The 26,887-nt window shown below is 51.4% G+C and carries 27 protein-coding genes and 1 other annotated feature (1 of these 28 only partly in view); of the genes, 22 read left to right on the forward strand and 5 right to left on the reverse strand.

Annotated features, from left to right (window positions below; translation table 11 throughout):
* Positions 1 to 5: 5 nt before the first annotated feature.
* The 4 genes from AB1I67_RS12995 to AB1I67_RS13010 are packed head-to-tail and all read left to right on the forward strand — an operon-like array spanning position 6 to position 4,650.
* A complete protein-coding gene (locus tag AB1I67_RS12995; RefSeq protein ID WP_367030293.1) occupies positions 6 to 806 on the forward strand; it encodes an SDR family NAD(P)-dependent oxidoreductase in 801 nt (266 codons plus the stop codon).
* 33 nt (positions 807 to 839) lie between these two features.
* Entirely contained in the window at positions 840 to 2,246 is a 1,407-nt protein-coding gene (gene uxaC / locus AB1I67_RS13000) for a glucuronate isomerase (RefSeq protein WP_367030294.1), read from the forward strand.
* 14 nt (positions 2,247 to 2,260) lie between these two features.
* On the forward strand, positions 2,261 to 3,352 hold the full coding sequence (locus AB1I67_RS13005; RefSeq protein WP_367030295.1) for a LacI family DNA-binding transcriptional regulator: 1,092 nt from the start codon (positions 2,261 to 2,263) through the stop codon (positions 3,350 to 3,352).
* Between the two features lie 14 nt (positions 3,353 to 3,366).
* On the forward strand, positions 3,367 to 4,650 hold the full coding sequence (locus AB1I67_RS13010) for a hypothetical protein (RefSeq protein WP_367030296.1): 1,284 nt from the start codon (positions 3,367 to 3,369) through the stop codon (positions 4,648 to 4,650).
* 133 nt (positions 4,651 to 4,783) lie between these two features.
* Here the strand turns inward: AB1I67_RS13010 and AB1I67_RS13015 are convergent, their stop codons facing one another.
* Genes AB1I67_RS13015 through AB1I67_RS13025 form a run of 3 tightly spaced genes read right to left on the reverse strand, consistent with a single transcriptional unit; the run spans position 4,784 to position 5,675 of the window.
* A complete protein-coding gene (locus AB1I67_RS13015) occupies positions 4,784 to 4,864 on the reverse strand; it encodes a putative holin-like toxin (protein ID WP_367032617.1) in 81 nt (26 codons plus the stop codon).
* On the reverse strand, positions 4,861 to 5,280 hold the full coding sequence (locus AB1I67_RS13020) for a hypothetical protein (RefSeq protein WP_367030297.1): 420 nt from the start codon (positions 5,278 to 5,280) through the stop codon (positions 4,861 to 4,863). The genes AB1I67_RS13015 and AB1I67_RS13020 overlap by 4 nt, the downstream gene beginning before the upstream one ends.
* Before the next feature lie 41 nt (positions 5,281 to 5,321).
* Positions 5,322 to 5,675 (reverse strand): helix-turn-helix transcriptional regulator, encoded by a 354-nt coding sequence (locus AB1I67_RS13025; RefSeq protein ID WP_367030298.1) that lies wholly within the window; start codon positions 5,673 to 5,675, stop codon positions 5,322 to 5,324.
* Positions 5,676 to 5,909: 234 nt separating this feature from the next.
* Between AB1I67_RS13025 and AB1I67_RS13030 the strand changes: the two genes are divergently transcribed.
* Complete coding sequence (locus AB1I67_RS13030) at positions 5,910 to 6,425, forward strand: N-acetyltransferase (RefSeq protein WP_367030299.1); 516 nt, start codon at positions 5,910 to 5,912, stop codon at positions 6,423 to 6,425.
* On the opposite strand, the gene AB1I67_RS13035 is transcribed toward AB1I67_RS13030, so the two are convergent.
* Both AB1I67_RS13035 and AB1I67_RS13040 read right to left on the reverse strand, forming a co-directional pair.
* The gene (locus AB1I67_RS13035) at positions 6,422 to 7,867 is read right to left on the reverse strand and encodes a HAMP domain-containing sensor histidine kinase (RefSeq protein ID WP_367030300.1); all 1,446 of its coding nucleotides are present in this window, start codon (positions 7,865 to 7,867) and stop codon (positions 6,422 to 6,424) included. The two genes, AB1I67_RS13030 and AB1I67_RS13035, sit on opposite strands and share 4 nt — an antisense overlap.
* Positions 7,845 to 8,531: a response regulator transcription factor gene (locus tag AB1I67_RS13040; RefSeq protein WP_367030301.1), complete on the reverse strand. Its 687-nt coding sequence runs from the start codon at positions 8,529 to 8,531 to the stop codon at positions 7,845 to 7,847. Before AB1I67_RS13040 ends, AB1I67_RS13035 begins: the two co-directional genes overlap by 23 nt.
* 166 nt (positions 8,532 to 8,697) lie before the next feature.
* Between AB1I67_RS13040 and AB1I67_RS13045 the strand changes: the two genes are divergently transcribed.
* The 17 genes from AB1I67_RS13045 to AB1I67_RS13125 all read left to right on the forward strand — a co-directional run bounded on the left by AB1I67_RS13045 (position 8,698) and on the right by AB1I67_RS13125 (position 26,231).
* Complete coding sequence (locus tag AB1I67_RS13045; protein ID WP_367030302.1) at positions 8,698 to 9,180, forward strand: hypothetical protein; 483 nt, start codon at positions 8,698 to 8,700, stop codon at positions 9,178 to 9,180.
* Complete coding sequence (locus AB1I67_RS13050) at positions 9,156 to 10,277, forward strand: efflux RND transporter periplasmic adaptor subunit (protein WP_367030303.1); 1,122 nt, start codon at positions 9,156 to 9,158, stop codon at positions 10,275 to 10,277. The genes AB1I67_RS13045 and AB1I67_RS13050 overlap by 25 nt, the downstream gene beginning before the upstream one ends.
* Before the next feature lie 3 nt (positions 10,278 to 10,280).
* Complete coding sequence (locus tag AB1I67_RS13055; RefSeq protein WP_367030304.1) at positions 10,281 to 13,283, forward strand: efflux RND transporter permease subunit; 3,003 nt, start codon at positions 10,281 to 10,283, stop codon at positions 13,281 to 13,283.
* A gap of 18 nt (positions 13,284 to 13,301) precedes the next feature.
* A complete protein-coding gene (locus AB1I67_RS13060; protein ID WP_367030305.1) occupies positions 13,302 to 14,459 on the forward strand; it encodes a TolC family protein in 1,158 nt (385 codons plus the stop codon).
* Between the two features lie 46 nt (positions 14,460 to 14,505).
* The gene (locus AB1I67_RS13065) at positions 14,506 to 15,639 is read left to right on the forward strand and encodes a TolC family protein (RefSeq protein ID WP_367030306.1); all 1,134 of its coding nucleotides are present in this window, start codon (positions 14,506 to 14,508) and stop codon (positions 15,637 to 15,639) included.
* Between the two features lie 118 nt (positions 15,640 to 15,757).
* Positions 15,758 to 17,266, forward strand: coding sequence for a sensor histidine kinase (locus AB1I67_RS13070; RefSeq protein WP_367030307.1), 1,509 nt, complete (start codon positions 15,758 to 15,760; stop codon positions 17,264 to 17,266).
* A 33-nt stretch (positions 17,267 to 17,299) separates the two neighbouring features.
* Complete coding sequence (locus AB1I67_RS13075; protein WP_367030308.1) at positions 17,300 to 18,151, forward strand: response regulator; 852 nt, start codon at positions 17,300 to 17,302, stop codon at positions 18,149 to 18,151.
* A gap of 192 nt (positions 18,152 to 18,343) precedes the next feature.
* Positions 18,344 to 19,441: a TRAP transporter substrate-binding protein gene (locus AB1I67_RS13080; protein WP_367030309.1), complete on the forward strand. Its 1,098-nt coding sequence runs from the start codon at positions 18,344 to 18,346 to the stop codon at positions 19,439 to 19,441.
* Positions 19,442 to 19,556: 115 nt separating this feature from the next.
* Positions 19,557 to 20,084, forward strand: a complete 528-nt coding sequence (locus AB1I67_RS13085; RefSeq protein WP_367030310.1) for a TRAP transporter small permease — start codon at positions 19,557 to 19,559, stop codon at positions 20,082 to 20,084.
* Entirely contained in the window at positions 20,081 to 20,653 is a 573-nt protein-coding gene (locus AB1I67_RS13090; RefSeq protein WP_367030311.1) for a TRAP transporter large permease subunit, read from the forward strand. Before AB1I67_RS13085 ends, AB1I67_RS13090 begins: the two co-directional genes overlap by 4 nt.
* Positions 20,650 to 21,372: a TRAP transporter large permease gene (locus AB1I67_RS13095; protein ID WP_367030312.1), complete on the forward strand. Its 723-nt coding sequence runs from the start codon at positions 20,650 to 20,652 to the stop codon at positions 21,370 to 21,372. Before AB1I67_RS13090 ends, AB1I67_RS13095 begins: the two co-directional genes overlap by 4 nt.
* Before the next feature lie 111 nt (positions 21,373 to 21,483).
* A complete protein-coding gene (locus tag AB1I67_RS13100) occupies positions 21,484 to 22,506 on the forward strand; it encodes a TRAP transporter substrate-binding protein (protein WP_367030313.1) in 1,023 nt (340 codons plus the stop codon).
* Positions 22,507 to 22,586: 80 nt separating this feature from the next.
* A complete protein-coding gene (locus AB1I67_RS13105) occupies positions 22,587 to 23,306 on the forward strand; it encodes a GntR family transcriptional regulator (protein ID WP_367030314.1) in 720 nt (239 codons plus the stop codon).
* A 91-nt stretch (positions 23,307 to 23,397) separates the two neighbouring features.
* Positions 23,398 to 23,856 (forward strand): PTS sugar transporter subunit IIA, encoded by a 459-nt coding sequence (locus AB1I67_RS13110; protein ID WP_367030315.1) that lies wholly within the window; start codon positions 23,398 to 23,400, stop codon positions 23,854 to 23,856.
* Entirely contained in the window at positions 23,853 to 24,587 is a 735-nt protein-coding gene (locus AB1I67_RS13115; protein ID WP_367030316.1) for an SIS domain-containing protein, read from the forward strand. Before AB1I67_RS13110 ends, AB1I67_RS13115 begins: the two co-directional genes overlap by 4 nt.
* 12 nt (positions 24,588 to 24,599) lie before the next feature.
* Positions 24,600 to 24,881 (forward strand): PTS sugar transporter subunit IIB, encoded by a 282-nt coding sequence (locus tag AB1I67_RS13120; RefSeq protein ID WP_367030317.1) that lies wholly within the window; start codon positions 24,600 to 24,602, stop codon positions 24,879 to 24,881.
* 24 nt (positions 24,882 to 24,905) lie between these two features.
* Positions 24,906 to 26,231 (forward strand): PTS ascorbate transporter subunit IIC, encoded by a 1,326-nt coding sequence (locus AB1I67_RS13125; protein ID WP_367030318.1) that lies wholly within the window; start codon positions 24,906 to 24,908, stop codon positions 26,229 to 26,231.
* A 546-nt stretch (positions 26,232 to 26,777) separates the two neighbouring features.
* Positions 26,778 to 26,887: a binding site (T-box leader), on the forward strand (it continues 138 nt past the right edge of the window).

The raw sequence follows: 26,887 nt of genomic DNA on the forward strand, positions 1-26,887 counted from the left end.
GAAATATGGCAGCATTTACTGAGCAGCAGATGAAGGAATTTTCCATGGAGAAATATTATTCCCTGGACGGGCAGACTGCGGTGGTGACAGGCGGTTCCACCGGTTTGGGGCTGGCAATCACACGCTGCCTGGTCAGCGCAGGGGCGAAGGTGGCAGTGCTAAGCATGGAGGCGCCGGAGCAGGCGGCGGAGGCCTTAAAGGAGTTTGGGGACCAGGCGGTATATTATCAGTTCAACATCACTGACACGGACAACACCCAGGCTATGGCAGACAGGATCGTGGCGGAGCAGGGACCGGTCAGCATTCTGATCAACAATGCGGGAAACCACTGCAAAAAATTCATCTGGGAGATGAGCGTGGAAGAGTACGTGAGCGTGCTGAATGTCCATCTGGTGGGAGCCTTTGCCCTGACCAAGGCCCTGGTGCCGCAGATGAAGGAGCTGGGACATGGGAGGATCATCTTCCAGGCCAGCATGACAAGCTACATCGGCCAGCCGCAGGTGGCGGGATATTCCACTGCAAAGGCGGGCTATCTGGGCCTGATCCATACCCTGACGGCGGAGCTTGCGGAGTACGGGATCACAGTCAATGCCATTGCACCGGGCTGGATCGATACTCCGATGTTCCACAAGGCAACGGACAATGACGCCCCTCGACTGGCAAAGATCATGGGGCGCATTCCGGCAAAGACCGTGGGCGACCCGATGGATGTGGGGATGTGTGCGGCCTTTTTGTGCAGCGATGCGGCACGCTATATCAGCGGGACCTGCGTGCCGGTGGACGGCGGAGCACTGATCGGATTCTAATGCATTTCGGGAAAACAGTAGGAGGTTATATACATGAATACACGTTTCAGCGAGGAGCTTTGCCTGACCAACCAGACCGGGCGGGAGCTGTACCATAATTATGCAGAGCACATGCCGATCATCGATTACCACTGTCACCTGCAGCCAAAAGAAATCTTTGAGAACAGGCAGTTTGAGGATATCGGGGAAATGTGGCTGTCCGGGGACCATTACAAATGGAGGGCTATGCGCACCTTCGGGATCGAGGAAAAATACATCACAGGGAAGGAGACTTCCTATTATGAGAAATACATGGTTTTTGCGGGCATCCTGCCCCAGTTGGTGGGCAATCCCATCTACATCTGGTGTGCACTGGAGCTAAAGCGTTTTTTCGGGATCGACGAGCCGCTCTGCGCGGACAACGCAGACGAGATCTATCACCGGACAAAGGAGATGATCGCAGAGAAGAACATCACGCCGCGCTGGTGTATGGAGGTCTCCAATGTGGAGCTGGTGAGCACTACAGAGGACCCGGTGGATGATCTCCGTTACCACATTGCCATGGCGAAGGATGAGACCATGAAGACCAGGGTCATCACCGCATTCCGTCCGGATAAGGCGATGTTTGCGGCAAAGCCTGGATTTGGGGACTACATGGATGCCTTGAGCCAGGCGGCAGATATGCCGGTAAGTAGTTTTAAGGAGATGCTCACGGCCCTGGAGAACCGTCTTAAATTCTTTCAGGAGACCACAGGAACCACGGTTTCTGACGACGGGATCCCGGATTTTACTTGGGCAGATGCGTCGGAGGAGGAAGTGGAGGCGATCTTTGCAAAAGCGAAACGCGGAGAAATGCTGACTAAGCTGGAGGACGACAAGTACCGTACCGCTTTCCTGCATGAGATGGGCAAAATGTACTGCCGCAATGGTTATGTGATGCAGCTTCATATCGGCACTTATTTAGATGCCAATACAAAGTATGTAAACCAGGTAGGCCAGAGCACCGGCTTCGACTGTGCGGATGATACCACCAGAGTCCAGAGCGTGGGCGAGCTTTTGAACCGCCTGACCCAGGAAGATATGCTCCCAAAGACAATTTTATATTGTCTGGACGGTACAAATATGGAAAATTATGCTATACTGGCAGCAGGATTCTGCGAAAAAGGGACAAAGGCCAAGGTTCAGCTGGGAGCCCCATGGTGGTTCCACGACCAGATCTACGGCATAGACCGTCAGTTCCGGGCTGCGTCCAACCTTTATCCCATAAGCCTGTCAGTGGGGATGCTGACGGACAGCCGGAGCTTTCTTTCCTATCCGCGGCATGAGCTTTACCGCCGGGTTCTCTGCAATTTCCTTGGGGAACTGGTGGAGCGCGGGGAGTATTTTTCCGGAGAGGCAGAGCTTAAAAAAACAGTCCAGAATATCTGCTACAATAACGTAAAAGAGTATTTTGGATTTTAAAATGGAGGTTTGTTATGGCAAAAAGGGCGACGATCAAGGACATTGCATTGAAAGCAGGCGTTTCACTGGGAACGGTGCATCTGGCACTCAGTGACAAGACGGGGGTCAGTGAAAAGACCCGGGAAAAAATACGTGCGCTGGCAAAGGAACTGGATTATCACCCCAATGCTGTGGCGGCATCATTAAAAAGGAAAACGCTGCGTCTGGCGGTCTGCTTCCCGGAAATGGAAGGGGACAACCGGTTTTATTATCCGCAGCTGTGGAACGGGATCAATGCATGTCAGGAGACTCTGCATGACTTTAATATTTCCATGCAGAAGTTCGAGTATCCGGAGGACTGGAGAGAAAACCGCAGGGAGGGCAGAAAGATCCCTTCCCTGGAGGAAGTGACAGGACTTTTGGATGCCGGCGAGCTGGACGGGCTGGTGGTGCACGGCAACCGGTGCCCGTTTACGCCTGAGCAGCTGAAAGGCTATGTGGAACGGGGGCTTGCCCTTGCGCTGGTGGATACGGATATTCCGGACAGCGGAAGGCTGTGCTGTGTGGCGGCGGATTACGACAGTATCGGGCGGACCATGGCAGAGCTGGTGCTTGGAAGGATCCCATCCTGCGGCAGCATCCTTATGTGTGCAGGGAAAGCGGAATATCCTTCCCATAGCCTGATCGTGGAGGGATTTGAAGCTTATATGCAGGAGAATGGACATGAAAACCTGATCTACATGGAGCATTCCAACCAGGTCAGCGACGAGGCCTACCAGAGTATCCTGGAATATGTGAAACGCCCGGATGTTGCGGCGGCCTGCAGCGTTTCTTCGAGATCCACCCTGATGCTGGGGAAGGCCCTGGAGGAAACAGGGCGCGCCGGGAAGGTGATGGCGGTGGGGAGCGATTTGTTTGACGAGAGCAAGGATTTTCTGCGGCGGGGGACTTTTCAGAACCTGGTACAGAAGAATCCCTTTGCCCAGGCTTATATGGCGACCCGTTTTCTGACGGATTATCTTTTACGGGATGTGCAGCCGGAGGAATTGTTTGTGGTAGGGAGCCAGATCGTGTTCCGGAGTAATCTGAGCCTGTTTGAGAAGAATTCCGTACGGTTTTTGGAATAGAAGGAGGAAAAATTATGGGACAGAAGCGGCAAAACGGGCGTATGCTGGTCGGTGACTGTCTGGGGCGCCAGGAGTTTAATACGCAGCTTCTTTATTTTACCTGCTCCTCACTGGGGGCCAGTGACGAGCGGATTTTTATGATAAGTGATCAGGGCGGCAGCCCCAATGTGGTGGTGCGTGATATGTTCACCGGAACAGAGAAGACGCTGACGAAAAATACAAAGGGAATCTTAAAAAGCTATGTGTATTTTGACGGGACCTTTAACGAAGGGCTGGGAAAAGCCAGTGTCTGCCTGGATTGCGAGCGGGAGGCCATCTATTATATTCAGGATGACGAAATCTGCAAAGTGGACCTGGATGGAACCATCACAATACTTGGCAGGGTGCCGGACGGCAGGATGACAGCGTTTACCCATGTGAGCGCCGATGGAAAACAGCTTTGCGTGCCGATGACGGACGGGAGATGCCTGGATTTTGATCCGGAGACAGAGGGGTGCGGTCTGGATAAGCGCCCTGTATACGATATCGACGGGCGGGTGCAGGAAGAGGATTTGAGCAGCTATCTGTGCGTGTACGATACGGCTGGAGGCGGCCTGCTCTATGAAAAACAGGTCCCCAAATGCTGGATCACCCATGTTCAGTTTAACCCCCGCAACCCGGAACAGATCATGTATAACCACGAGTGGTCCAGCTTTGACTGCGGCATCCGCCGGATCTGGCTCTACGACCACGCCGCGGATACGATCACTCGGATCAGGACCGAGGGAGATGATACCCTGGGGAACCCTGCGGGATATGCGAGAAAAGCGGGCGACTGGGTCTGCCATGAGATGTGGAGCGACGACGGAACCTCCGTCATCTATCACGGCGGATACGAAAACGGCCCCGCCATGGTGGGCAAATATGAGTGCTCCACCGGCAAATATTGGGAGATCGCGCTGCCGGAGGACTATGACGCCTACGGGCATTTCACCATGGACCACAAGGGCAATCTGGTCTGCGACGGGTATTTTAAGTATCCCTGGGAGGTCAAGAAGGTCCGCGAAAACAGCACGGACAACGGCCCGGATCCCCACAAGAAGGATGCAGAATACATCTGTAAGGTGGAGCCGGACTGGGGGAACGGGACGCTGACCTGGATCCCGCTCTGCAAGCATGAGAGCGACTGGCTGGGCCAGGACGCACATCCGCATCCCATCTACAGCCATGCCGGCGACCGGATCTTCTTCAACAGCCGGATGGACAAAAAGGTGAATGTGTACTGCGTGTCCGCCAGGACGCCGCAGACGGTGGAGTAGGGGAGCGAACAGAAGAAGATACTTGAATGAAGCAGTAAAAGAAAGCACCCACTCCAAAAGTGGACGCTCTCGGTCAGGTGCTAAATGTACTTATGGACACCGCCCATCCTGGTTGCAGACAGGATGGGCAATTTTATTTCTTTCTATTTCTCTTATTGAGAAAGGCAAGGAACGCAATTATAAGACCGCCAAAGGATATGAGCAGCTGTCTCAGTGGCCTCGTAGATCAAACTCTGAAAATGGAAACATACCGTCTCCCCAGGTATATATAATATAGCAGTTTCCTTCGGGTGGCATGCCCGCCTGGAAAGCAATCTTACGATGTTCGATAAATACGACCTCAGATCCGGTCTGTTCCTCTATGAAAATATCCCAATCAGATTTCCTGAAATTATTATAATATTCATCCAGTTCGTCTAAAGACAGTTCGCTTTTTATAAGGATAGCCCCAAAATACTGCATGCCATTTCCGTTGCCGACCAGCTTTGCTGCAGCGGATGTAGAATCGAGATATTCTGTATTTTCCGGCAGGGGAAGCGTTTGTAGTGCCCTGGCAATATCAGCGGCTGTGTGGTTGTTTATGAATGGCGAGAACAGATAGAGCAAAATCAGGACCAGTATAGGAATCATAAAAATGATTTCCAATAGGTGTAAAGTCTTTTTTAGTGTTTTCAACAGTTGTCAGTTCCTTTCAATTTCAACAGATCATCAACAGAAATGTCAAATAATTTCGCAAGGGCCAGCAGATTGCCGGTACTGGGGACAGACGCGCCCATTTCCCACTTGGATACAGCCTGTCTGCTGACACCGATTGCTTCTGCTACAAATTCCTGTGTCATACTGCATCTGGTTCGATGTGCCTTCAGAGTTTCTCCTAAAGATTTTTGAGGTGCGGAAGCGTCACCTTTTTCGTTTTTCGACCGGAGGTATTTTAAAAGCGCCCGTATCATAAGGACAATCAGGCAGATATAAAGGAGAAGCAGAGCCAGGTTGATCACTGTGATAATACCATCCCAGACTAACATAATATGATAAATTCCTCTCTTTCCATAATGATGTCTCCACTTTATCAAAAATGAACAGTTGCGGCAACCAGCTATTACGCAACTTCCGGTTGCGCACTGTTTGGCATTCCCCCTATGAATCAAGTCGATTATATCATTCAACAGATGAAATAACAAATCTTTTTGACATCATGGGATTTGAAGCGTAAAATAATGTTGAAAAATTATAAATACAAACAACTGGAGGACATCCTTATGAAAATCACCATTAGAGAATACAGAGAAACCGATCTGCCCGCCATGATCTGCATCTGGAATGAGGTGGTGGAGGAGGGGATCGCCTTTCCGCAGGAGGAATGCCTGGATGAAAAGACCGGCAGGGAATTTTTTGCAGGCCAGAGTTATTGCGGCGTTGCGGAAGATTCCGAAACTGGAAAGATTCACGGGCTGTACATCCTGCATCCCAACAATGTGGGGCGGTGCGGACACATCTGCAATGCCAGTTATGCGGTCAGCTCAGAGAGCCGCGGACGCCATATCGGGGAACTGCTTGTGAAGGATTGTCTGGAGCAGGGAAAGGAGCACGGGTTTGGCGTGCTCCAGTTCAATGCGGTGGTAGAAAGCAATATTCATGCAAGGCATCTGTATGAGAGGCTTGGCTTTGTGCAGCTCGGGACGATTCCGGGCGGGTTTCGCATGAAGGACGGGCATTATGAAGCCATCTGTCCTTACTACCATATACTGCAGCGCGATGAAGGAACGGTCTGCTAACAGTCTGAGGCAGGGCATTCAAACCAGAACAGGTTCCACCCATCCGCAGAATCCACGCCATAGTCCATTCCGTGTGCCTGCAGGATCGTGCTGACAATGGAAAGGCCGATCCCGGTGCCGGAGCGCCGCCCGCTCTGATGCTGGCTGCGCCGATAACGCTCCCAGATCAGTTCCCGGTCTTTTTCCGGGATGGGAGGTCCTGGATTGGCTACCGATACGCGGAAGCCATCGGGTGTTTCCGTGATCCGGACCAGGATCTCCCCGCCCTCGGCAGTATGATTGATGGCGTTGTTTAACAGGTTTCTGACTACCTGACTGATCTTAATGGCGTCAAGGGTCAGCTGGATGTCCGAGGAAGGGCTTAACAGTTCCAGACGGATGCCGTGTTCCGCTGCTTCCTGACGGCAGTGTGCGATCTCTGATTCCAGGATATCATAAAGGTTGTACCAGCTTTTCTTGAGCTGGATGTAACCGGCCTGGAACTGGGAGTAGTCCAGGATATCGCTCACCATCTCGCTCATGCGGTTGGACTCGCTGATGATCAGGTTCAGATTTTCATTGCGTTGTATATCGTCATGCCATGTGATGTCGCGCACCATTTCCGCGTAGCCGGTGATCAGGGAGAGCGGAGAGCGCAGCTCGTGGGAGACATTGGCGATGACCTCCTTGCGCAGCACATCCACCCGCTGAAGCGCCTGGCCCAGCTCTGTTACGGAATGGGACAGCTGCCCAAGCTCGTCATCCCGGTCCAGTTCAGGGGCGATGGAAAAATCATTCCGGGTCAGTTTATCCACCGAATCCTTGATCTCATAGATGGGCCGTGTAAACTGACGGGACAGCACCCCGGCCAGGACCGCAGCGGTGGCGGTGAGCAGGATGCTTAAAAATGTGAGCTGACGCCTGTTTAGGTCCAGCACGGTCCGGGTCATCAGGATATTGCGCATGATCATATAGCACCGTTGTCCGCTGTAGGTGACCGGGAATCCCAGCTCAAAGCCGATAATGCGGTTTCGGTGCCGCTCGATATAGCGGTAGGGCACACCATTTAACAGATTTTGAAATTCCGGTTTTTTCCGCACGGAATCCCAGATAAACTGCTCCTCACGGTTGTCCCTCTGATTCACCAGATGACCGGAGGAGTACATCTGGATCATCTTCCCATCCTCGCCGAGCAGGTACAGTTCCCCATTCATGTGGCTGATATAACCGAGAAGACGGTCATCGTTTCCGATATCCTCCGTGACCAAGTCTTCCATGACCGGGGCCAGCCGGTCCAGCGCTTCTTTCAGGGAGGCGTCTGCGTAGTTCTGTTCAAATAGAAAAATCTGCACAAACCACATAAATCCGATGCCAAACATTACAAGCACCATCATGATCGCCCAGAGCCGGAATACCATCCGGCTTTTTAAGGCGGAAAGCTTACGTTTCATCCATGTATTCAAGTTTATACCCCACTCCCCAGACGGTCTGTATCAGTTTCCGGTATTCTCCCAAATGCTCCCGGAGGGATTTGACATGGGTGTCCACCGTGCGGACATCTCCATAATAGTTGTAACCCCATACGGTCTCCAAAAGCTTTTCCCGGCTCAGCACGATCCGTTCATTCTGCGCCAGCTTTAATAGAAGGTCAAATTCCTTGGGCGGAAGGTTCAGACGTTTTTGGCTCAGGGTGACGGTCCGGGAATCGGGAATGATGCACAGTTCTCCGAATACCAGGGACTCTATGGGGCGGCGTTCCTGTTTCAGACTGCTGCGGCGCAGTACTGCTCCGATCCGTGCCATCAGCTCTTTTGGACTGAACGGTTTTGACACATAATCATCGATCCCGAGGTTAAAGCCTAAAAGCTTGTCGTATTCTTCATTTCTTGCAGTCAGCATGATGACGGGGACGCTGCTTGTTTTCCTGATCTCTGCAAGAGTTTCAAAACCGTCGGGCCCGGGCATCATCACATCCAGGACCACCAGATCAAAGTCGTTCTTCTGCAGGGCGGCGAGCGCGGCGGGACCGTCTCCTGCCTCCTCACACTGATAGCCCTCCAGGTCTGCATAGGTGCGCACCAGTTTTCGCAGATGCAGATCATCATCGGTGATAAGTAAACGCGGCATGCTGGATATCCTCCTTTTTTGCCAGTCAGATTCTATAAAGCCAGTATAGCACGTTTGAAAAAATTCGAAAACAACTCTCACAGAAATCTGCGTAAATCCTCACAAATCTCTCACATTTTTCCAATAAAGTAAGTATCAGTCAAAATATCAGGAAGGGGGCTTTCGAATGGAGTGGTTTACGATGAGAAGAAAACGGCTGCATTCCGCGGGTGGGCAGGAGCATACATGCGGAAGGTGCCGGAACGCGGCTGCGTTTTATGGGCTGGTCTGCATCCTGGCGGTTGCAGCTTCTAAAATGGCTCAAACCCTGATATCGGAATATCCGGCGGCGCTTACCAGGGCGCTTATCTTCCTGATCCCCGGAGGCGCTGCGGTATTTCTGGCTTTGGCCTGTCTGCAGCCCGCGGTGGAAACGTCGGAGTATTTCCGGGTGTTTGAATGTCTGTACCACCCGGGAATCTGGCTGTTAGCTGGAACCTCGTTCCTGGGAAAAGCCGGAACGTGGAACGAAACTGTTGCGGAGTTTCTGCATATGGCGTATATCGCCGGGGGGACCCTGCTTGCAGCAGGCATTATCATACTGATCTTGATCATGAAAGAAAAACATAGTAAAAGGAGCGCATCATGGAAAGGAAAAAGAAGATCATAGCGGGAGCCGCTGTCTGTGCAGTCGTTGCGGCAGGTGCGGCGGTTTTCCTGGGAGGAAGCAAAGGCAGTTTGGAAAGCTTTGGAGGCAGCGGCGGCCCGGGCGGAATGGGCGGCCCGGGCGGCATGCAGACGGCAGTGGCAGCTACCGTGGTAAAGGCCTCGGAGCCTGTAACCGGAGACTTAAATCTGTCAACCAGTTTAACCGGAACGGTTGAGGCTGCAGACGTGGTTTACGTCTATGCAAAGGCTTCCGGCGACGTCACGTCGGTGAATGTGAAGGCGGGGGATGTGGTGGCCCAGGGCCAGGTGCTCTGTGAGATCGATACAGAGCAGGTGGATTCTGCGAAGAATTCCATGGAATCGGCGTCTGTCAATCTGTCGGAGGCAAAGAGCAATTTGAGCAGGATGCAGATCCTTTACAGCGGCGGGGATATCTCGGAACAGGAATATGAGCAGTACACGAACGCGGTTAGATCGGCCCAGCTCCAGTACGAGTCTGCAAAGCTTGCCTATGAGAAGCAGGTGGAATACAGTACGGTCACAGCGCCCATAGCAGGCCGGATCGAGAGCTGTGATGTGGAGGTTTATGACCGTGTGTCCCAGTCCGGGCAGCTCTGTGTGATCGCAGGCGAGGGAGGAAGCCGGATCACGTTCTATGTGACCCAGAGAATGTTAAAGAACTTAAACGAAGGAGATGCTCTGGAGATCATCAAGAACGGCTCGGCTTATGAGGGCCATATCAGTGAGATCAGCAGCATGGTGGACTCCGAGAGCGGCCTGTTCAAGGTAAAGGCAGAGATGGAAAATACAGATGAGATCGCCATCGGCAGCACCGTAAAGATCAATCTGGTGACGGAGCGGGCAGAGAACGCCATGCTGGTCCCGGTGGATGCCATTTATTACAGCAACAGCAACGCCTATGTCTATCTGTACCAGGACGGCGTGGCAAAGATGGCGCAGGTGGAGGTGGGCCTCTATGATTCTGAATCCGCGGAGATCCTTTCAGGGCTTTCCAGGGACGATGTGGTTGTGAGCACCTGGAGCTCCAATCTGTATGAGGGAGCGGTCATCCGACTGCAGGACGGTGAGGGGGCATAAGCGATGGGAATAACCAGATTTGTATTAAAGCGTCCGGTTACGGTCGTTATGGCGCTGCTCTGCCTGATCGTGTTCGGCATTTCCTCGGTATTTAACGCGAAGCTGGAACAGATGCCCGACACGGACCAGCCGATGCTGATCATATCGGCCAGCTATTCCGGCGCCGGTCCGGAGGATATGGATGAACTGGTGACAAAACCCATCGAGGACCAGGTCAGCACTCTGGAAGGAGTGGAGAGCATGACCTCGTCCACCAGCGAGGGACGCACCATGGTCATGCTGGAATATGATTATGATACGGATATCGATGAGGCATATGATGAACTGAGCAAGAGCCTGGACAGTATCCGGGATCTGCCGGACGATGTGGAACCCCGGATCATGCAGATGAACAACAATGCCCAGGCCAGCATCATGCTGTCCATTGCCAATGCATCCCAGGAGAACCTGTACGATTATGTGGACCAGACGATCGTGCCGGAGCTTGAACGGCTCAGCACGGTGGCAGAAGTGGAGATGCGGGGCGGTTCTTCGGAATACATAAGGGTTGAACTGAACTCGGAACTGATGAAGCAGTATCATGTTACCATGAGCGATATCTCATCTGCCATGAGTGCCGCAAACCTGACCTATCCTTCCGGAAGCGCGGTGTCCGGGAATCTGGAGCTGTCTGTTTCCACCATGATGGAAAATGATACTCTGGACGATCTTTTGAGAGTTCCGATCACGACTGGCAAGGGTAAGTTCGTCTATTTGGAGGATATTGCCACTGTCTATACGGCGGAGGAACAACAGGGCGGCGTGTCGCGCTACAACGGGGAAGATACCATCTCCATCTCTATTACAAAGCAGCAGAGCAGTACGGCGATGGATCTTTCCAATCAGGTAAACAAGGCAATCTCCAGCCTGCAGGCCGATGACGCGGATTTGCAGATCCAGGTGGCGAGGGATGAGGCGGACACGATCATGAGCTCCCTTAAGGATGTGGCGGTGACCATGGTCCTTGCGGTTGTCATTTCCATGATCATCATATTTGTCTTCTTTGGGGACTATAAGGCGTCCCTGATCGTCGGAAGCTCGATTCCGACCTCGATCCTTATGAGCCTGATCGTCATGACGCAGGCCGGATTTACACTGAATATCATCACCATGAGCGGGCTGGTCCTGGGCGTCGGGATGATGGTGGATAACTCCATCGTAGTGCTGGAAAGCTGCTTCCGTGCGACCGAGGCGGAACGGGACAAGGGAATCCTGGGCTATGCCAGAGCGGCTTTAGATGGGACCAATGTCGTGATCCAGTCTATTATTGGTTCCACGGTCACCACCTGCGTGGTGTTCATACCGCTGGTATTTTTAAATGGGATGACCGGGCAGATGTTTGGGGCCATGGGCTATACGATCGTATTCTGTATGTGCGCGTCCCTGTTGTCGGCCATCTCGGTGGTCCCTCTGTCTTATATGATGTATAAGCCCCAGGAGCGGGATCAGGCGCCCATGTCCAGGCCGATCGTCCATCTGCAGAACGCGTACCGCAGGATGATGCCAAAGCTTCTGCACCACAAGGTCCTTGTTATGGCAGCTTCCGTGGGGATCATCGCAGCGACCCTCATTCTTGCAAACGGTATGGAGACCGAGCTTATGACGGCGGATGACACCGGTACGATTTCGGTCAGTATCGAGACCAGGCCGGGACTTTTGTCGGACCAGGCGGATGAGATGCTTGAGAAAGCGGAGCAGATCGTGGCGTCCCATGAGGATGTGGAATCCTATATGCTCCGTTATAACAGTGACAGCGGGTCGATCACCGCCTATTTAAAGGATGACCGGAAGATGGGGACGGATGAGATCGTGGAGCAGTGGGAGAAGGAAATGCTGGACATCGACAACTGCACGATTGAGGTGAGCGCTTCCACATCCATGAGCTTTATGGGACGCAGCCGCGGCTATGAGGCCATCATCGAGGGAACGCAGTACAGTGAGGTGCAGGAGGTCAGCAGCCGGATCGTCCAGGAACTGATCGCGCGGGACGATGTGATAAACGTCCATTCCAGTATTGAAAATACGGCTCCGGTGGTGGCGGTTAAGGTGGACCCGGTGTCAGCCTCCACGGAAGGGCTGACGGCAGCCCAGATCGGGACCCAGGTGAAACAGTACCTGGATGGAGAAAAAGTGGCGACGCTGGATATTGACGGGCAGGAGGTCAGTGTGAAGGCTGAGTATCCGGAGGAAGAGTACCGGACCGTGCCGCAGGTCCAGCAGATGATCCTTTCAAAACCGTCCGGCGGCTATGTGGCGCTGGAGGACGTGGCGGAGATCTATTACCGTGACAGCCCATCCTCCATATCCAAGTCAGACAAAGCGTATCAGGTCACGATCACGGCAGATTATGCGGGCGGGAATGTGAAGGAGGCCCTGGACAGCGAGGTGGTGAACCCCAACCTGACAGGGACCATCACCCGCGGCACCAATTCCAGGGACCGGATGATGCAGAGCGAGTTTTCGGGGCTTTACAGCGCCATAGCAGTCGCGCTGTTCCTGGTGTTTGTGGTTCTGTCGTCCCAGTTTGAATCACCGAAGTTTGCTTTTATGGTGATGACCACGATTCCGTTTTCCCTGGTGGGTTCTTTTGGGCTTTTGAAAGTGACAGGCGTTACCATCAGTATGACCTCCGTCCTGGGATTCTTGATCCTGATCGGAACGGTCGTGAACAATGGCATCCTGTATGTGGACACGGTGAACCAGTACCGGGCGGAAATGCCGCTGGAAACGGCATTGATCGAAGCGGGGGCCACCCGTCTGCGCCCGATCCTGATGACCAGCTTGACGACCATCCTTTCCATGATCCCTATGGCCCTGGCATTCGGGGACAGCGGCTCCACCACCCAGGGACTTGCGGTGGTAAATATCGGCGGCCTGACTGCCGGTGTGCTGGTGGCACTGCTTATCCTGCCGGTTTATTATGCACTGATGAACGGCAGGAGGGAGAGGACAGTCTTGGATATTTGACAGGAAAGGAAGTATTAGATGAAAAGATGGGGTATAACAGGCGCGGCATCTGCAGCCATGTTTCTGATCCTGCAGCCCATGCAGGCCTATGCGGGAAGCCCGGAGTTTGCCTACACGGCTGAAAAATGGGCGGCGCTGCGGGATGATAAGCTGGAGTATGACGAGATCGCAGACCTGGTGCATGAATACAACAATACAGTGATCCAGAACCAGATCGCTTATAAAGAGGAGAAGGATGACGACCGGGATGATGTGGCGCAGGATTACTACGACCGTGCCAATGAGATCTATGATAATATCACGTACCCGGATTCTGACGACGCAAACTACGGCAGCCAGATGGCGGCGGCGCTCCAGAATGAACAGCAGGCGGAAGCGCTGATGAAGCAGGGGGATGAGAGCACGGATGACAGCGAGACCAAAAAGCTGGGATACGATAAGACAGAGGCGGCTCTTGTCAAACAGGCCCAGGGACTGATGATCACTTACTGGAATCAGTACTACAGCCTGGACAGCCAGCGGGAGAAGAAGGCGCAGGCGGAGGCATCCTATCAGTCGGAACAGAACAGATTGGCAGCCGGCATGTCCACCCAGGCTAAAGTGCTGAGTGCGAAGGAGGCGGTCTCCACGGCGGAGGCCTCCATCCTGTCGGGTGAGAGCAGCCTGGAAAAGACAAAGGAAAGCCTGTGCCTGATGCTGGGCTGGACTTACGGTTCCGATGTGGAGATCGGAGAACTGCCGGAACCAGATATGGACCGGATCGCTGCGACGGACATCGATGCGGATATCCAGGCGGCAGTGGAGAATAACTACACTTACAGGATCACGAAAAAACAGCTTGCCAATGCAAGAACCTCTACAGTGAAGGAAAAACTTACCCAGACTGAGAAAAACCAGAGGGAAGCCATTTCTACCAATGTAAAGGCGGCATATTCCAGCCTGATCCTGGCCCGCTCCAATTATGAGCAGGCGATAAAGGCGCTTGAACTGGAGCAGACGAACATGGCTTCTGCTGAAAATAAACTGCAGGCCGGCACCATAACCAGGACTTCCTACCAGAATCAGCAGTCCGTCTGCCTGACGGCGGAAGTGACCGTGCGCACCCGGAAGCTGGATCTGCTTCAGGCATTGGTGGATTATGACTGGGCTGTAGGCGGCCTGGCTGCTGTTTCCTGACGGTGGGACGATACTTTTAGGACATTTTGATCCAGCAGGAGGTTTTATGGACAGGAGAAAATTGGCAGGAAAATTGGCAGCGGCGGCGATCTGTGTATCGGCAGCGGCGGCAACAACAACCGGCTGGAATATCCCGGCATTTGCCGGTGAAGAAGCGGCGATCGGTGAAGAAGCTGTGGTGATTGAATATGGGAATCTAAGCCAGCTGGTAATGAATAATCAGGATTTACAATCGGAGACGGAGAACTACAACACGACCATTGAAAATTATCAGAGCCTGTTGAAAAGCCTGGAGGAGGAGCGGGACTATATGAAGTTCCTGGCAGAAAAATACGAGGATGATGCGGATGCAGAGGGTTCCTACAAGTCAAACGCAGCAATCCTTAACAATTCCATCAGCCAGATCAACCGCAGGCTGTCGGCGCAGTACCGGAAGTCCGGGACCATATCGGTGGAAAAAATCGTCGATTCCTACACGATCACGGCTCAGACCCTGATGAATACCTACAACCAGATGGCGCTCAATGTGGATGTGAAGGAAAAGGCGGTCGAGGCGGCCAAAGCCGCTTATGAGGCGGCGGTTAACAGCCAGGCCTCCGGTATGGCGACCGCGTCTGAGGTCCTGGAAGCTTCCGACAGCCTGGCCAGGGAGCGGAATCTGCTGGAAGCTTACCGTCAGCAGGAGACGCAGGCGAGATTTGACCTTTTGTCCACGCTGGGGATAGAGGACAGCGGACAGGTGACAGTCGGGAAGATCCCGGAACCGGATCTGGAAGCGATCGGCGCCATTGATTTTGAGTCGGACAGGGAAACGGCAGTCAATAATAACAAAACGGTGCAGAACGCCCGCCATGCAAACGCCGGTACCTATACGGAACAGGCGCGCAAGGCGGGGACAGAGGCGGAGGCCGAAGGGAATGCCAGAGCCTCTATCCAGGCGGCCTGGCAGGAGATCCAGTCCTCCATGCTTTCCTATGAGGCGGCGCTGGATTCTTTTGAGAGTGCTTCCATGATCTACCAGTCCTTGCTTCGCAGAAACCAGGAGGGGATGCTGACCCGGGCGGAATTTTTAGAGGGGGAGGCAGCGTACCTTCAGGCCGGTGCTGACAAGGAAACAGCGTCCATGAATCTGTATCAGGCATGGGAAACGTACCGGTGGGAGGTGAAGGGCGTCTCGTGACGAGGCTTCCTTTCCGGCCCTTGCGGCAGCTTTATTTCGGGCATCGTCAAATCCGGGATTTTGTGATATACTTATGAAAAACAGGAACTGTTGAACGCCAGAATCCCGGAGAAGCCTTATGTACCAGTATATCAGAAACCTGTGGCTTTCTATCACAATGAAACAGAAATTAGGTTTTTACACAGCTATGGTCATTTTGATCATGGCTCTTTCTGTTGTGTTCAATGTACATGTGATGGATTTTGCCCTGGGCGGCTTTAATGAGATCCTGGATGACAATTCCAGGTGCCATGATTTCCAGGAAGCTATGGAACTGGAGGTCAAGGCATTTGAACGTTATGTCAGGGAGCGCACGGTGGAGAACCGTGAGGAGTATGTGCTGGCCTGCGTCCGTTCGGAGCGATGTATCCGCTCCCTGCCGTTTGATTATGACCGGATCGGGGAGGAACGCTACGCCCGGACGTGGAACGTGAAAAACGGATATGAGAACTACAGCGCGTCACGGGAGGATATCCTGAATATGGATACCCGGAGCGAGGGATTTATCAGCAGGCTTTATAAGGTTTACGGGATGCAGGGATATATCCAGGATTATTCCCGCAGACTGGTGCAGGTGACGTTGAAGGAAGGCAACGAGAACTACCAGAAACGGGTGCCGGTCTTTTATAACATGCCTTACCTGATCCTTCTGTTTTCCGTGGTGATGATGGTCGTGGCGATCTGTCTGACCCGGCTTTTGTCAGGGACCCTGATCCAGCCCATCCTGCGGCTCGCCCACTGTTCCAGGAAGATCGCGCGCAACGATTTCAGCGGCGAGGATCTGACGGTCCCCAATAAAGATGAGATGGGCGAGCTGGTCAGCGCCTTCAACAAGATGAAGCATGCCACTGAGGGGTATATCAATACTCTGAAGAAGAACAACGAGATGGCGGAGCTGTTACATAAGGAGGAGATGGAGCGGGTAGAGATGGAGAAACAGCTGGATACCGCCCGGCTGGATCTTTTAAAAAGCCAGATCAATCCCCATTTTTTGTTTAATACGCTGAATATGATCGGCTGCATGGCCAAGCTGGAGGATGCATCCACTACCGAGAAGATGATCTTCAGTATGGGCAATCTCTTCCGGTACAATCTAAAGACCTCAGAGCAGTTTGTGCCGCTTGAGCAGGAGCTCAAGGTGGTCCAGGACTATGTCTATATCCAGCAGATGCGGTTCGGCGGCCGGATCCGGTATGACAGCAGTATCGAGGTGGACGCCGGAAAGGTGATCATTCCGGCCTTTACGCTTCAGCCGGTGGTGGAAAATGCGGTCATCCATGGACTGTCAAAAAAGGAATCGGGAGGACGCCTGCATCTTCGGATCTGGCAGACGGAGGAGTTTGTCACCATCTCGGTGGCAGATACCGGCCTGGGCATGACGAAAGAGCAGTGCAGGCAGCTGGAGGAGGCGCTTAAGGGCAGGAAGACCTCTCGGGTCGGCATTGGCCTGGGCAATATCTACAAGCGCATCCACATCCTTTATGAACACGGGGATATGCGGATATACAGCCGCGCGGGCTGCGGAACTGTGGTCCAGATGGTGATCCCCCAGGAGGAGCCGCCCGGGGAGGATACAGAAGGAAGCTGAAACTGAGATTAGAGACAGAAGGGTACGGAAAGAATGAGTGAAGACAGAAAATACAGACTGCTGATCGCAGACGATGAGATGATCGAACGGAAGGTACTCTATAAGACATTAAAGGCCCGGCTGGGGGATCAGTGTGAGATCTTCCAGGCGGAGAACGGACGTGAGGCGGTCCGCATCCATCAGGAGGAGAAGATACAGATCGCGATCCTGGACATTGAGATGCCGGGGATCAATGGGATCGGTGCTGCAGAAAAGATACGGGAGACGGACCGGGACTGCTGCATTATCTTTCTGACTGCATTTGATGAGTTTTCTTATGCAAAAAAAGCGATCACGGTCCGGGCTTTGGACTATCTTTTGAAGCCATATGAGGAAAAAGAGCTGATGCTGGTATTAGAAGAAGCCATGCGCCTGACGGAGGAGCGCATGACTTTAGCTGATCCGTCAGCGGGATCTGCCGTTTTGGAAGCGGCTGCGGCGAAATCTGATCCGTCAGCGGAAGCGCTCTATGAGGATGAACACGCCGAGGTGGAAGCGGCGCGGCTCTCCAGGGTGATGAGTATGATATCCGGCTATATCCGGGAGCATTATATGCACGAATTCTCCATGCAGGATGTGGCCCGGATCATGAATTATTCGGAGGCGTATTTCTGCAAGCTGTTCAAACAGTGCTTCGGACAGAATTTCACTTCCTACCTTACGGAGTACAGGGTTAATGAGGCGAAAAAGATGCTGGAACAGCCCACGGTCAACGTAAAAGAAGTGGGAAAGGCGGTGGGGTATGGTGATGCCAATTACTTTGCGAAGGTTTTTAAAAGGATCACAGGCCAGAGCCCCACGGAATACCGGCAGGAGATATTTCAGAAAATGCCTCCGTCATTATAATGCATAAATTAAATGAGAAAAAATTGTCATATTGTGTGAAGTGCATAAAGAAAAAATAGTGAACAGGTTAAAATTGTACTATGATTAACAAAAAATTACCATTTCCATTTGGAAAGCGTTAATTTATAATAAAGATAACGTAAAGATACGTTGAAATGAAATCCAAATATGTATTAGAGGAGGAACAGCAACATGAAAAAAAGATTTGTAAGCGCAGCGCTGTGCGCAGCAATGGTAGCAGGTTCTCTTGCGGGATGTGGTTTAAAGACCCCGGAGACAACCACCGCAGCAGCAACCGAGGCAGCTAAGACCGAGGCAGCAAAAGAGGGTGAGACCACCGCAGAGGCAGCAGCTCCGGCTGAGTCCGCAGAAGCAGAGGTTACCCTGGTTATGGCAGAGGTTAACCCGTTAGACACCATCGTTGGCCAGACTGATACCGCTTTTAAAGAGAAGGTAGAGGAGCTGTCCGGCGGCAAGATCAAGATTGACTTACAGGCAAGCGGCGTGCTTGGTTCTGAGAACGATGTTCTGGATACCATGCTGGGCGGCGGCGGCACCATCGATATGTCCCGTATCTCCGCATTTGCACTGACCAGCTACGGCGGTGAGAAGTCCTCTCTGCTGTCCGTACCGTATACATTTGTAAACCGTCAGCATTTCTGGAACTTCGCTGAGAGCGATCTGGCGTCTGAGTTCCTTATGGAGCCGCACGAGAACGGCGCTGGCGTAAGAGGCCTGTTCTATGGCGAGGAAGGTTTCCGTCACTTCTTTACCGTAAAAGAAGTTAAGAGCCTTGAGGACTTAAAGGGCATGAAGCTTCGTGTGTCCAACGACCCGATCATGAACGGCATGGTAGAAGGTCTTGGCGCAAGCCCGACCGTAGTATCCTTCAACGAGCTGTACTCTGCACTGCAGACCGGCGTTGTTGACGGCGCTGAGCAGCCGATCGCAAACTACAAGTCCAACGCATTCCCAGAGGTTGCCAACAACCTGATCCTGGACGGCCATACCCTTGGCGCAATCCAGGTTATCATCACCGACGAGGCCTGGGACAAACTGACCGAAGAGCAGCAGAACATCCTGATGGAAGCTGGTAAGTACGCTTCTGAGTACAACAAGAAGATCTCTGAGGAAGCTGAGAACAAGGTTCTTGAAGAGCTGAAGGCAGAGGGCTGCAACGTTGTTGAGGTTACCGACATCGCTCCGTGGCAGGAAGCTTGTAAGGACATCATCGAGTCCTCTACTGCCAACAACAAAGAGCTGTATCAGCAGATCCTGGATCTGAAATAAATCTTACTTAAAATGCAGTAACGTTTCACGTTGATAAGTCTTTTGGGAAAGAGGCTAAAGGGCACAGAGGTCACAATTCGCTTCTGTGCCCGGTTTTTTGAAAGGGGATAAAAGTATGCCAGCAATTTTTGAAAAGATTGACAAAATCAAGCCAGCATATGATATGACATATAAATTCGTTATGTTTATCTGTAAAGTGCTTCTGGTTGTCGATATTGCGATCACCTGTATGTCCGTTGCAGGGCGTTACATTCCGTTCATACCGGACCCGGCATGGAGTGAGGAAGTGGTCCTGACCTGTATGTCCTATATGGCGGTGCTTTCTGCCGCGCTTGCGATCCGCAGAGGCGCTCATATCCGTATGACTGCTCTGGATCCGTATTTACCGAAAAATCTTGTGAAAGCTCTGGACATCATTGCAGATTTTGCAGTGCTGATCCTGTCTGTTATTATGATTACCGTGGGCTGGCAGTATGCCTCCGGTATCGGTTCAAAAGGCTCTTATGTCAGTATGCCGAACGTGTCCAGGTTCTGGATGTATTTCCCGGTCCCGCTGGCAGGCGTGGCAATGCTGATCTTTGAACTTGAGGCATTATACAACCATATTAAGGGAATCTTTGTAAAGGAGGGAACAGAGGCATGAGTGGAGAGACATTAGCGATTGTAGTATTACTTGCCAGCTTTTTCATCATGGTTTTCCTGCGGTTCCCGATCGCATATGCGGTGGCACTGTCCTCCGTACTGTGTTTGATGACCCAGGGACTCCCGCTGACCACCATCTGCCAGCAGATGGTAAAAGGTATCAGCTCTTTCAGCCTGATGGCAGTTCCGTTCTTTATTACCATGGGATGCCTGATGGGCTCCGGCGGTATTTCAGAGAAGCTGATCGCCCTGGCGAATGCCTGTGTAGGCTGGATGCGCGGCGGTATGGCGATGGTTAACATCGTTGCTTCTTACTTCTTCGGCGGCATTTCCGGTTCTGCATCTGCAGATACCGCATCCCTCGGCTCCATCCTGATCCCGATGATGGTGGACCAGGGGTATGACGCAGACTTTTCTACGGCTGTAACCATCACCTCCTCCTGTGAGGGTCTGCTGGTTCCGCCGAGCCATAACATGGTTATCTATGCGACAACCGCAGGCGGTATTTCTGTAGGAAGCCTGTTCCTGGCTGGATATGTGCCGGGCGCGCTGCTTGAGCTACCCTTATGATCGGTTCCTACATTATCTCCGTAAAGCGGAATTACCCGAAGGGTGAAAAGTTCAGCATCAAGAATCTGATCAAGCAGCTGAGCGTTTCCTTCTGGGCTTTGGCTGCTGTACTGATCGTAGTATTCGGCGTAGTCGGCGGCATGTTCACGGCTACGGAGTCTGCGGCAGTGGCAGTTATCTACAGCCTGCTTGTAAGCGTATTTATTTACCGGGGACTTGACTGGAAGGGCGTGTGGAGAGTCTTAAGCGACTGCGTGGACACCTTATCCATCGTATTGATCCTGATCGCGACCTCCAGCATCTTCGGATACTGCCTGACACGTCTGCATGTGCCGGATCTGGCAGCCAATGCGATCACTGGACTGACCAACAATCCGATCATCCTGGCACTGCTTCTGAACCTGATCCTTCTGGTTCTGGGCTGCATCATGGATATGGCTCCGATCATCCTGATCGCAACGCCGATCCTGCTTCCGATCGCAACCTCCATCGGGATCGATCCGATCCAGTTTGGTATCATGGTAGTGTTAAACTGCGGTATCGGCCTTCTGACTCCTCCGGTTGGAGCAGTACTGTTTATCGGCTCCGCAGTTGCAAAGGTACCTATGGAGAAGGTTGTAAAAGCAACCCTGCCATTTTACCTGTGCATGATCGTTACGCTGCTGCTGATCACATTTATCCCTGTGATCAGCCTGGGGCTGCCGGCGCTGCTCAGCTAAGGACCCGGATAAGTATGGTCTGGTGACCATCCGTTAAGTATCATAGAATTACCGTCAGGCATTAACTTTCCGGTTAATGCCTGATTGTGCAATAAAGGAGGAGCAATTCCTGTGAAAAAGAGGATAGGGCTTCTGTTTCTGTGCACGGCGGCACTGACGTCACTTACGTTATTGACATCATGCGGAGGCAGAAGGGAAGCGGCAGAGGATACCGGTACGCCGGAATATGTACTGACTTATGCGGAGAACCAGGCGGAGGATTATCCGACCACCAAGGGGGCCTACCGTTTTGCAGAGCTGGTGAAGGAGCGAACGGAAGGGAAGATCATCGTGCAGGTGAATGCGGGCGCAGTCCTGGGGGATGAACAGTCCGTGGTGGAACAGATGCAGTTTGGCGGGATTGATTTTACGCGGGCATCGATCTCTTCCATGGGAGAGTTTTTGCCGAAGATAAATGTACTGCAGATGCCTTATCTCTATACGGGACCGGAACATATGTGGAAGGTGCTGGACGGAGAGATCGGAAATGAGTTCCTTGAGTCCTTTGAGGAGATCGGTCTGATCGGGCTGTCCTGGTATGATGCGGGTGCAAGGAACTTCTATAATTCTGTCAGGCCCATTCAGAAGCTGGAGGACTTAAAAGGCATGAAGATCCGTGTCCAGGAGTCCAAGATGATGGGCAGGATGGTGGAGCTGCTGGGGGCATCTTCGGTGCCCATGACCTATGCAGATGTGTATTCAGCACTGCAGACCGGGCAGATAGACGGGGCGGAGAACAACTGGCCCTCCTATGAGTCCGAGCATCATTATGAGGTGGCAAGATACATGACTGTGGACGAGCATACCCGTGTCCCGGAGGTGCAGATCATAGCTAAGGCAACCTGGGAGAAACTGACGCCGGAATACCAGACGATCATCCGGGAATGTGCCAGAGAATCTGCCGAGTATGAGAGGATGCTATGGAACCAGAGGTCGGAGGCTTCACGGAAAAAGGTGCTTGAGGCCGGCTGCGAGGTGGTGGAATTAAGCCCGGAGGAGAAGCTGCGTTTCCAGGAGGCGGTGACTCCGATCTATAATGAGTTCTGTGGAGACTATGTGGATCTGATCGACCAGATTGTGGCGGCGGGGCGGTAAAATGTGGTAAAATGTTGTGAAAAATCCTTGACAAACTGGTTATAACCAGTTAAGATAGAGACATAGAGGAGCGAGAGATTATGACACATTATGACCGTCTGCCGTTATATTGTAAACTGGCCGATATTATTGAAGAGAAGATTGATTCGGGTGTCTGGAAGAAGGGGATGATGATTCCTTCCGAAAGAGAGCTTTGTAAACAGTATGACATGTCCAGAATTACAGTCCGCAATGCGATTGACGGTCTGGTCCGCCAGGGGAAGCTGGAGAAGGTGCAGGGGAAAGGGACATTTGTACAGGGGAAAAGCATTATCCAGAACCTGGGCAATGTCTACAGTTTTTCCAGGGAGATGGAGAAACAGGGGAAGATATCCTCTACGAAGCTGGTCTGCCGGGAACTGATGGGAGCGAGCTCTAAGGTTGCCCGTGAACTGGGGATTGAAGAGAATGATGAGGTGATCTATATAGAACGTCTCCGTTGTGCAGAACATGTTCCGATTATGCTGGAGAAGAGCTATTTTCCAAAGGAGACCTGCGGCTATGTGTGGGAGATCGACTTAGACCACAAGCATCTTTATAAGACGCTGGAGGAGCAGTACGGGGTTGTGATCAATAAAGCGATCGAGACCTTCAAGGCTTGTGAGCTGAACAGTTATGAGTGCAAGTTACTAAAGTGTCAGCCCAAGCAGTACGGTCTTTTAGTTAAGCGTACTTCCTACAGCAATGACAGAATCATTTGCTATTCATCCATCGTCTCTAAAGGGGATGCATTTGAATTTACCGTGAAACTGGAATCTTAAAAATATGGGATATTAGCAATAATATCCTGTATTTTTACAGATAACTGGTTATGATGATATAACCAGATAAAGAAAGGGGGAAGGGGCATAGGTGGAGGAAATACTGAATGATCGTGTTGTCAGGACAGAAGTGGAGTGTCAAAGTTGGAGAGACTGTGTGAAAGCCTGCGGAGATTTGCTGGTTGCAGAAGGAAAGATAGAACCATCGTTTATCGATTCTATGATTCAGACGGTAGAAGAACTGGGGCCTTACATGATTTTGATTCCAAAGGTCGCATTCTTTCACGGGAGACCTTCGGAAGCTGTGCACAAGGCCTGTCTTTCGCTGATCACGTTAAAAGACAGTGTCAGATTTGAGGAATTTGAAGGCCAGGAGATTTCCTGCGCATTCGGATTCGGAGCGGTAGATGCCGACAGCCATGTGAACATGCTTGTGAAGGTTGCAAAGCTTTTGCAGGATGAGGATTTTGTTAGACTGATCACTCAGCATGGAACCAAAGAAGCAATTATGGAGAAAATAAATCAATATCAGGAGGGGTGTATGGAATGAAGCATGTAGAGTTTTACAACACAGTTATGGAACAATTGCAGCAGCAGTTCCATGAGGAACAAAGCCACATTGAGGAGTCGTCGCTGGCCTGTGCCGAATCGGTTAAAAAAGGTCGCCTGATTCATGTATTTGGATGTGGACATTCTCAGATGTTCGCGATGGAGGTGTTTTACCGGGCAGGCGGACTGGTGCCGGTCAATGCACTTTTGATTCCTCATCTGGCCTTGTTTCCCAAAGCGAAGTTGAGCACTTTGCAGGAGCGTGTAGAAGGATTTTCCGGGGAATACTTAAGGCTTGAGAATGTAAGTCCGGATGATACTATGATCATCGTTTCCGTCTCCGGACGGAATGCGGGAGTTGTGGATATGGCCTTGGAAGCAAAGCAAATCGGAATGAAGGTAATCGCTTTGACCTCAGAGAAATTCTCTGGCAGCGTGACTTCACGGCATTCTTCCGGTAAAAATTTAAAAGATGTGGCGGATATCGTGATAGATATCAAATGCGTAGAGGGAGACGCGTGCTTAAGCCTTCCCCAGATGGAGGCAAAATTTACCGGAACCAGTACGATACTGGGAATGACAGTTATGGACTGTATCATGGCGAGAACCGTGGAGCTCTGTGTGGAAGCGGGGGTGATTCCGCCGGTTTATGTCAGTTCCAATCTTGACAGGGGAGACAAGATCAATGCTGAGTACATAGACCAGTACCGGGAACTGATTGACTGTTTGTAGGGGAGGCAAAAAATGTTGAAGATTATTACGGTATGCGGGTTGGGAGTGGGATCCAGTCTAATCTTAAAAATGACGGTAGATACCGCCATGCAGCAGTTGGGAATGAAGTGTTCTATTGAACATTGGGATATGGGGACAGTCAAAGGCCGCGACTGCGATCTGATTGTGACCACAGAAGGATTCCGAAAGAATTTCGCGGACAGTAACAATGTGGTATTTGTCAACAATATCGTGGATGTCAATGAGACAAAGGCCAGACTTGAGGAGTACTTTAAGACAAAAGAAATGTTATAGTTTTAAACCAAAGGGGGAGTTATAATGCTGGATTTTTTGTTAAATATTATTAAGACACCTGCAATTATTCTGGGAATCGTTGCACTGATCGGCCTGCTGCTTCAGAGAAAGAGTGTGGGACAGGTATTTTCAGGAACGGTTAAGACCGCACTGGGTATGTTGGTGCTGGGGGCAGGCTCCAGTCTGATCGTTACGGAAATCCTTCCGTTTGTCGATCTGTTTTCTGCTGTTTTTCATCTTCAGGGATTTGCAACATCCTCTGAAGCAGTTGTGGGAGCCATGCAGTCGGCTGTACCGGTGATTGCGTCTACCAGTGCGATCATCATGGCGGTGGGATTTCTGGTAAACGTACTGATTGCCCGTTTCAGCCCGCTCAAGTACATATTCCTGACGGGTCATATGATGTGGATCCTGTCTGTAGCCATAGCCGGAAGCCTGTATAGCGCCGGATTCAGCGAGACGATGATCCTGGTGCTCGGGGCCGTGCTCCAGGGAATGCTGATGGTAATATTCCCGGCGATCGGACAGCCAATGGTCCGCAAACTGACTGGAAATGATAATATTGCAATTGCACATCTTACTACATTAGGTACTGTTTCAGCCGCTTATATTGGTGGGCTTCTAGGGGACAAATCCAAGAGTGCGGAAGATATTAAGCTTCCGGAATCGCTGGAATTTTTTAAAGATACATCCATGTCCGTTTCCATTGTTATGGGGCTGTTCTATTTGATCGTGGTCATTATGGCAGGACCGGCTGCTGTTGCGCCCTACGCAGGAGAGACGAATTATATTATATATGGAGTGTTAAAGGCGTTGGGATTTACCGCCGGTATCCTGGTACTGCTTCAGGGCGTCCGGATGTTCCTTGGAGAGTTGGTTCCTGCATTTAAGGGGATCTCAGATAAGCTGGTACCAGGAGCGATTCCTGCACTTGATGTGCCTGCGATCTTTGCATTTGCACCGAACAGTCTGATGATTGGTTTTGTGACGGCTGTAGTTGGCATGATTATTGGTATGGTTGTTTCCTCCGCGGTATTTAAGGTGGTTCCTCTGGTCTCGATCATAGGCGCTTTCTTTACCGGAGGTGTGGCAGGAATCTTTGGTAATGCAAACGGCGGACGAAGAGGAGCAGCGATTGCAGGACTGATCTATGGGTTCCTTTTGATCTTTGGTTCCGCACTGCTGTTCACGATCTTTGATTATGCAGCATATGGCGCTGCTGGAGTTGGTCATGACTGTATCGATGTGATGGTGACGATGGCGTTGCTGAAGATTCCGTATATTGGAATTGCGATAACTGTTGTGGTATTTGGTTTGTTGTGCTGGGGGGAGACAAAGAGAAAGAAATAAAATTATCTTAAAGAACCATAAAATGAACTTGGCAGAATGAGCAAATTATATTACGTTATTATCAACGAAATAAATACAAATAAATACGGTCGGAATGGAGACCTAAAACCCATTTCCAGTGCAGAATAAACTGTGAAAAATTAGGGAACAGGATGGCGCAAGTCATCCTGTTCTTTTACAACAGGAGGTCTATGTCGTACGATTATTCTTTTCATCAGCGTGTACGGGATACGATTATAGAGTGTGCCAGGTCATATAAATGTATCTTTTTTGATTATGAGTATCTGCTTTGTTCTGAGGCGTTCCAAGTCCATGATTATTATATTGTTGATGCCCGAGAGGATAATTATAAGCATTTGACGAGATCATCCATGGTATTCCAGTAGACCTGGTTAAATACCAGTTGTTCATCGGAAGCATGCTGATCCGAACGCTGGAACTGGAATTTTCCGGCAAAACCGGACGAAATATACAAAACGCAAAAATCTTCTTGACTTTTCAGAACCACATGGCTAGAATAATACATAGATTTCAAAATCAGCAATGACAAAAGCAAGGATCGTGTTCAGTAGTGCTTTATTTTCTGCCAGAGAGAAGGGGTCACCGGCTGCAAGCCTCTTTCAGTTCAGATAAACGCATGAAATTCCCACGGGAGC

This window comes from Clostridium sp. AN503 (assembly GCF_040719375.1).
Taxonomy (GTDB): Bacteria; Bacillota; Clostridia; order Lachnospirales; family Lachnospiraceae; genus Brotaphodocola.

Excerpts from the sequence above, each read along its gene's own strand:
- AB1I67_RS13075 (WP_367030308.1), top strand. The coding sequence starts at position 17,300 with ATGAGTGAAGACAGAAAATACAGACTGCTGATCGCAGACGATGAGATG.
- AB1I67_RS13055 (WP_367030304.1), top strand. The coding sequence starts at position 10,281 with ATGGGAATAACCAGATTTGTATTAAAGCGTCCGGTTACGGTCGTTATG.
- AB1I67_RS13120 (WP_367030317.1), top strand. The coding sequence starts at position 24,600 with ATGTTGAAGATTATTACGGTATGCGGGTTGGGAGTGGGATCCAGTCTA.
- AB1I67_RS13030 (WP_367030299.1), top strand. The coding sequence starts at position 5,910 with ATGAAAATCACCATTAGAGAATACAGAGAAACCGATCTGCCCGCCATG.
- uxaC (WP_367030294.1), top strand. The coding sequence starts at position 840 with ATGAATACACGTTTCAGCGAGGAGCTTTGCCTGACCAACCAGACCGGG.
- AB1I67_RS13125 (WP_367030318.1), top strand. The coding sequence starts at position 24,906 with ATGCTGGATTTTTTGTTAAATATTATTAAGACACCTGCAATTATTCTG.
- AB1I67_RS13080 (WP_367030309.1), top strand. The coding sequence starts at position 18,344 with ATGAAAAAAAGATTTGTAAGCGCAGCGCTGTGCGCAGCAATGGTAGCA.
- AB1I67_RS13070 (WP_367030307.1), top strand. The coding sequence starts at position 15,758 with ATGTACCAGTATATCAGAAACCTGTGGCTTTCTATCACAATGAAACAG.
- AB1I67_RS13050 (WP_367030303.1), top strand. The coding sequence starts at position 9,156 with ATGGAAAGGAAAAAGAAGATCATAGCGGGAGCCGCTGTCTGTGCAGTC.
- AB1I67_RS13045 (WP_367030302.1), top strand. The coding sequence starts at position 8,698 with ATGGAGTGGTTTACGATGAGAAGAAAACGGCTGCATTCCGCGGGTGGG.
- AB1I67_RS13025 (WP_367030298.1), bottom strand. The coding sequence starts at position 5,675 with ATGTTAGTCTGGGATGGTATTATCACAGTGATCAACCTGGCTCTGCTT.
- AB1I67_RS13040 (WP_367030301.1), bottom strand. The coding sequence starts at position 8,531 with ATGCCGCGTTTACTTATCACCGATGATGATCTGCATCTGCGAAAACTG.
- AB1I67_RS13065 (WP_367030306.1), top strand. The coding sequence starts at position 14,506 with ATGGACAGGAGAAAATTGGCAGGAAAATTGGCAGCGGCGGCGATCTGT.
- AB1I67_RS13085 (WP_367030310.1), top strand. The coding sequence starts at position 19,557 with ATGCCAGCAATTTTTGAAAAGATTGACAAAATCAAGCCAGCATATGAT.
- AB1I67_RS12995 (WP_367030293.1), top strand. The coding sequence starts at position 6 with ATGGCAGCATTTACTGAGCAGCAGATGAAGGAATTTTCCATGGAGAAA.
- AB1I67_RS13090 (WP_367030311.1), top strand. The coding sequence starts at position 20,081 with ATGAGTGGAGAGACATTAGCGATTGTAGTATTACTTGCCAGCTTTTTC.
- AB1I67_RS13010 (WP_367030296.1), top strand. The coding sequence starts at position 3,367 with ATGGGACAGAAGCGGCAAAACGGGCGTATGCTGGTCGGTGACTGTCTG.
- AB1I67_RS13105 (WP_367030314.1), top strand. The coding sequence starts at position 22,587 with ATGACACATTATGACCGTCTGCCGTTATATTGTAAACTGGCCGATATT.
- AB1I67_RS13060 (WP_367030305.1), top strand. The coding sequence starts at position 13,302 with ATGAAAAGATGGGGTATAACAGGCGCGGCATCTGCAGCCATGTTTCTG.
- AB1I67_RS13115 (WP_367030316.1), top strand. The coding sequence starts at position 23,853 with ATGAAGCATGTAGAGTTTTACAACACAGTTATGGAACAATTGCAGCAG.
- AB1I67_RS13095 (WP_367030312.1), top strand. The coding sequence starts at position 20,650 with ATGATCGGTTCCTACATTATCTCCGTAAAGCGGAATTACCCGAAGGGT.
- AB1I67_RS13005 (WP_367030295.1), top strand. The coding sequence starts at position 2,261 with ATGGCAAAAAGGGCGACGATCAAGGACATTGCATTGAAAGCAGGCGTT.
- AB1I67_RS13020 (WP_367030297.1), bottom strand. The coding sequence starts at position 5,280 with ATGATTCCTATACTGGTCCTGATTTTGCTCTATCTGTTCTCGCCATTC.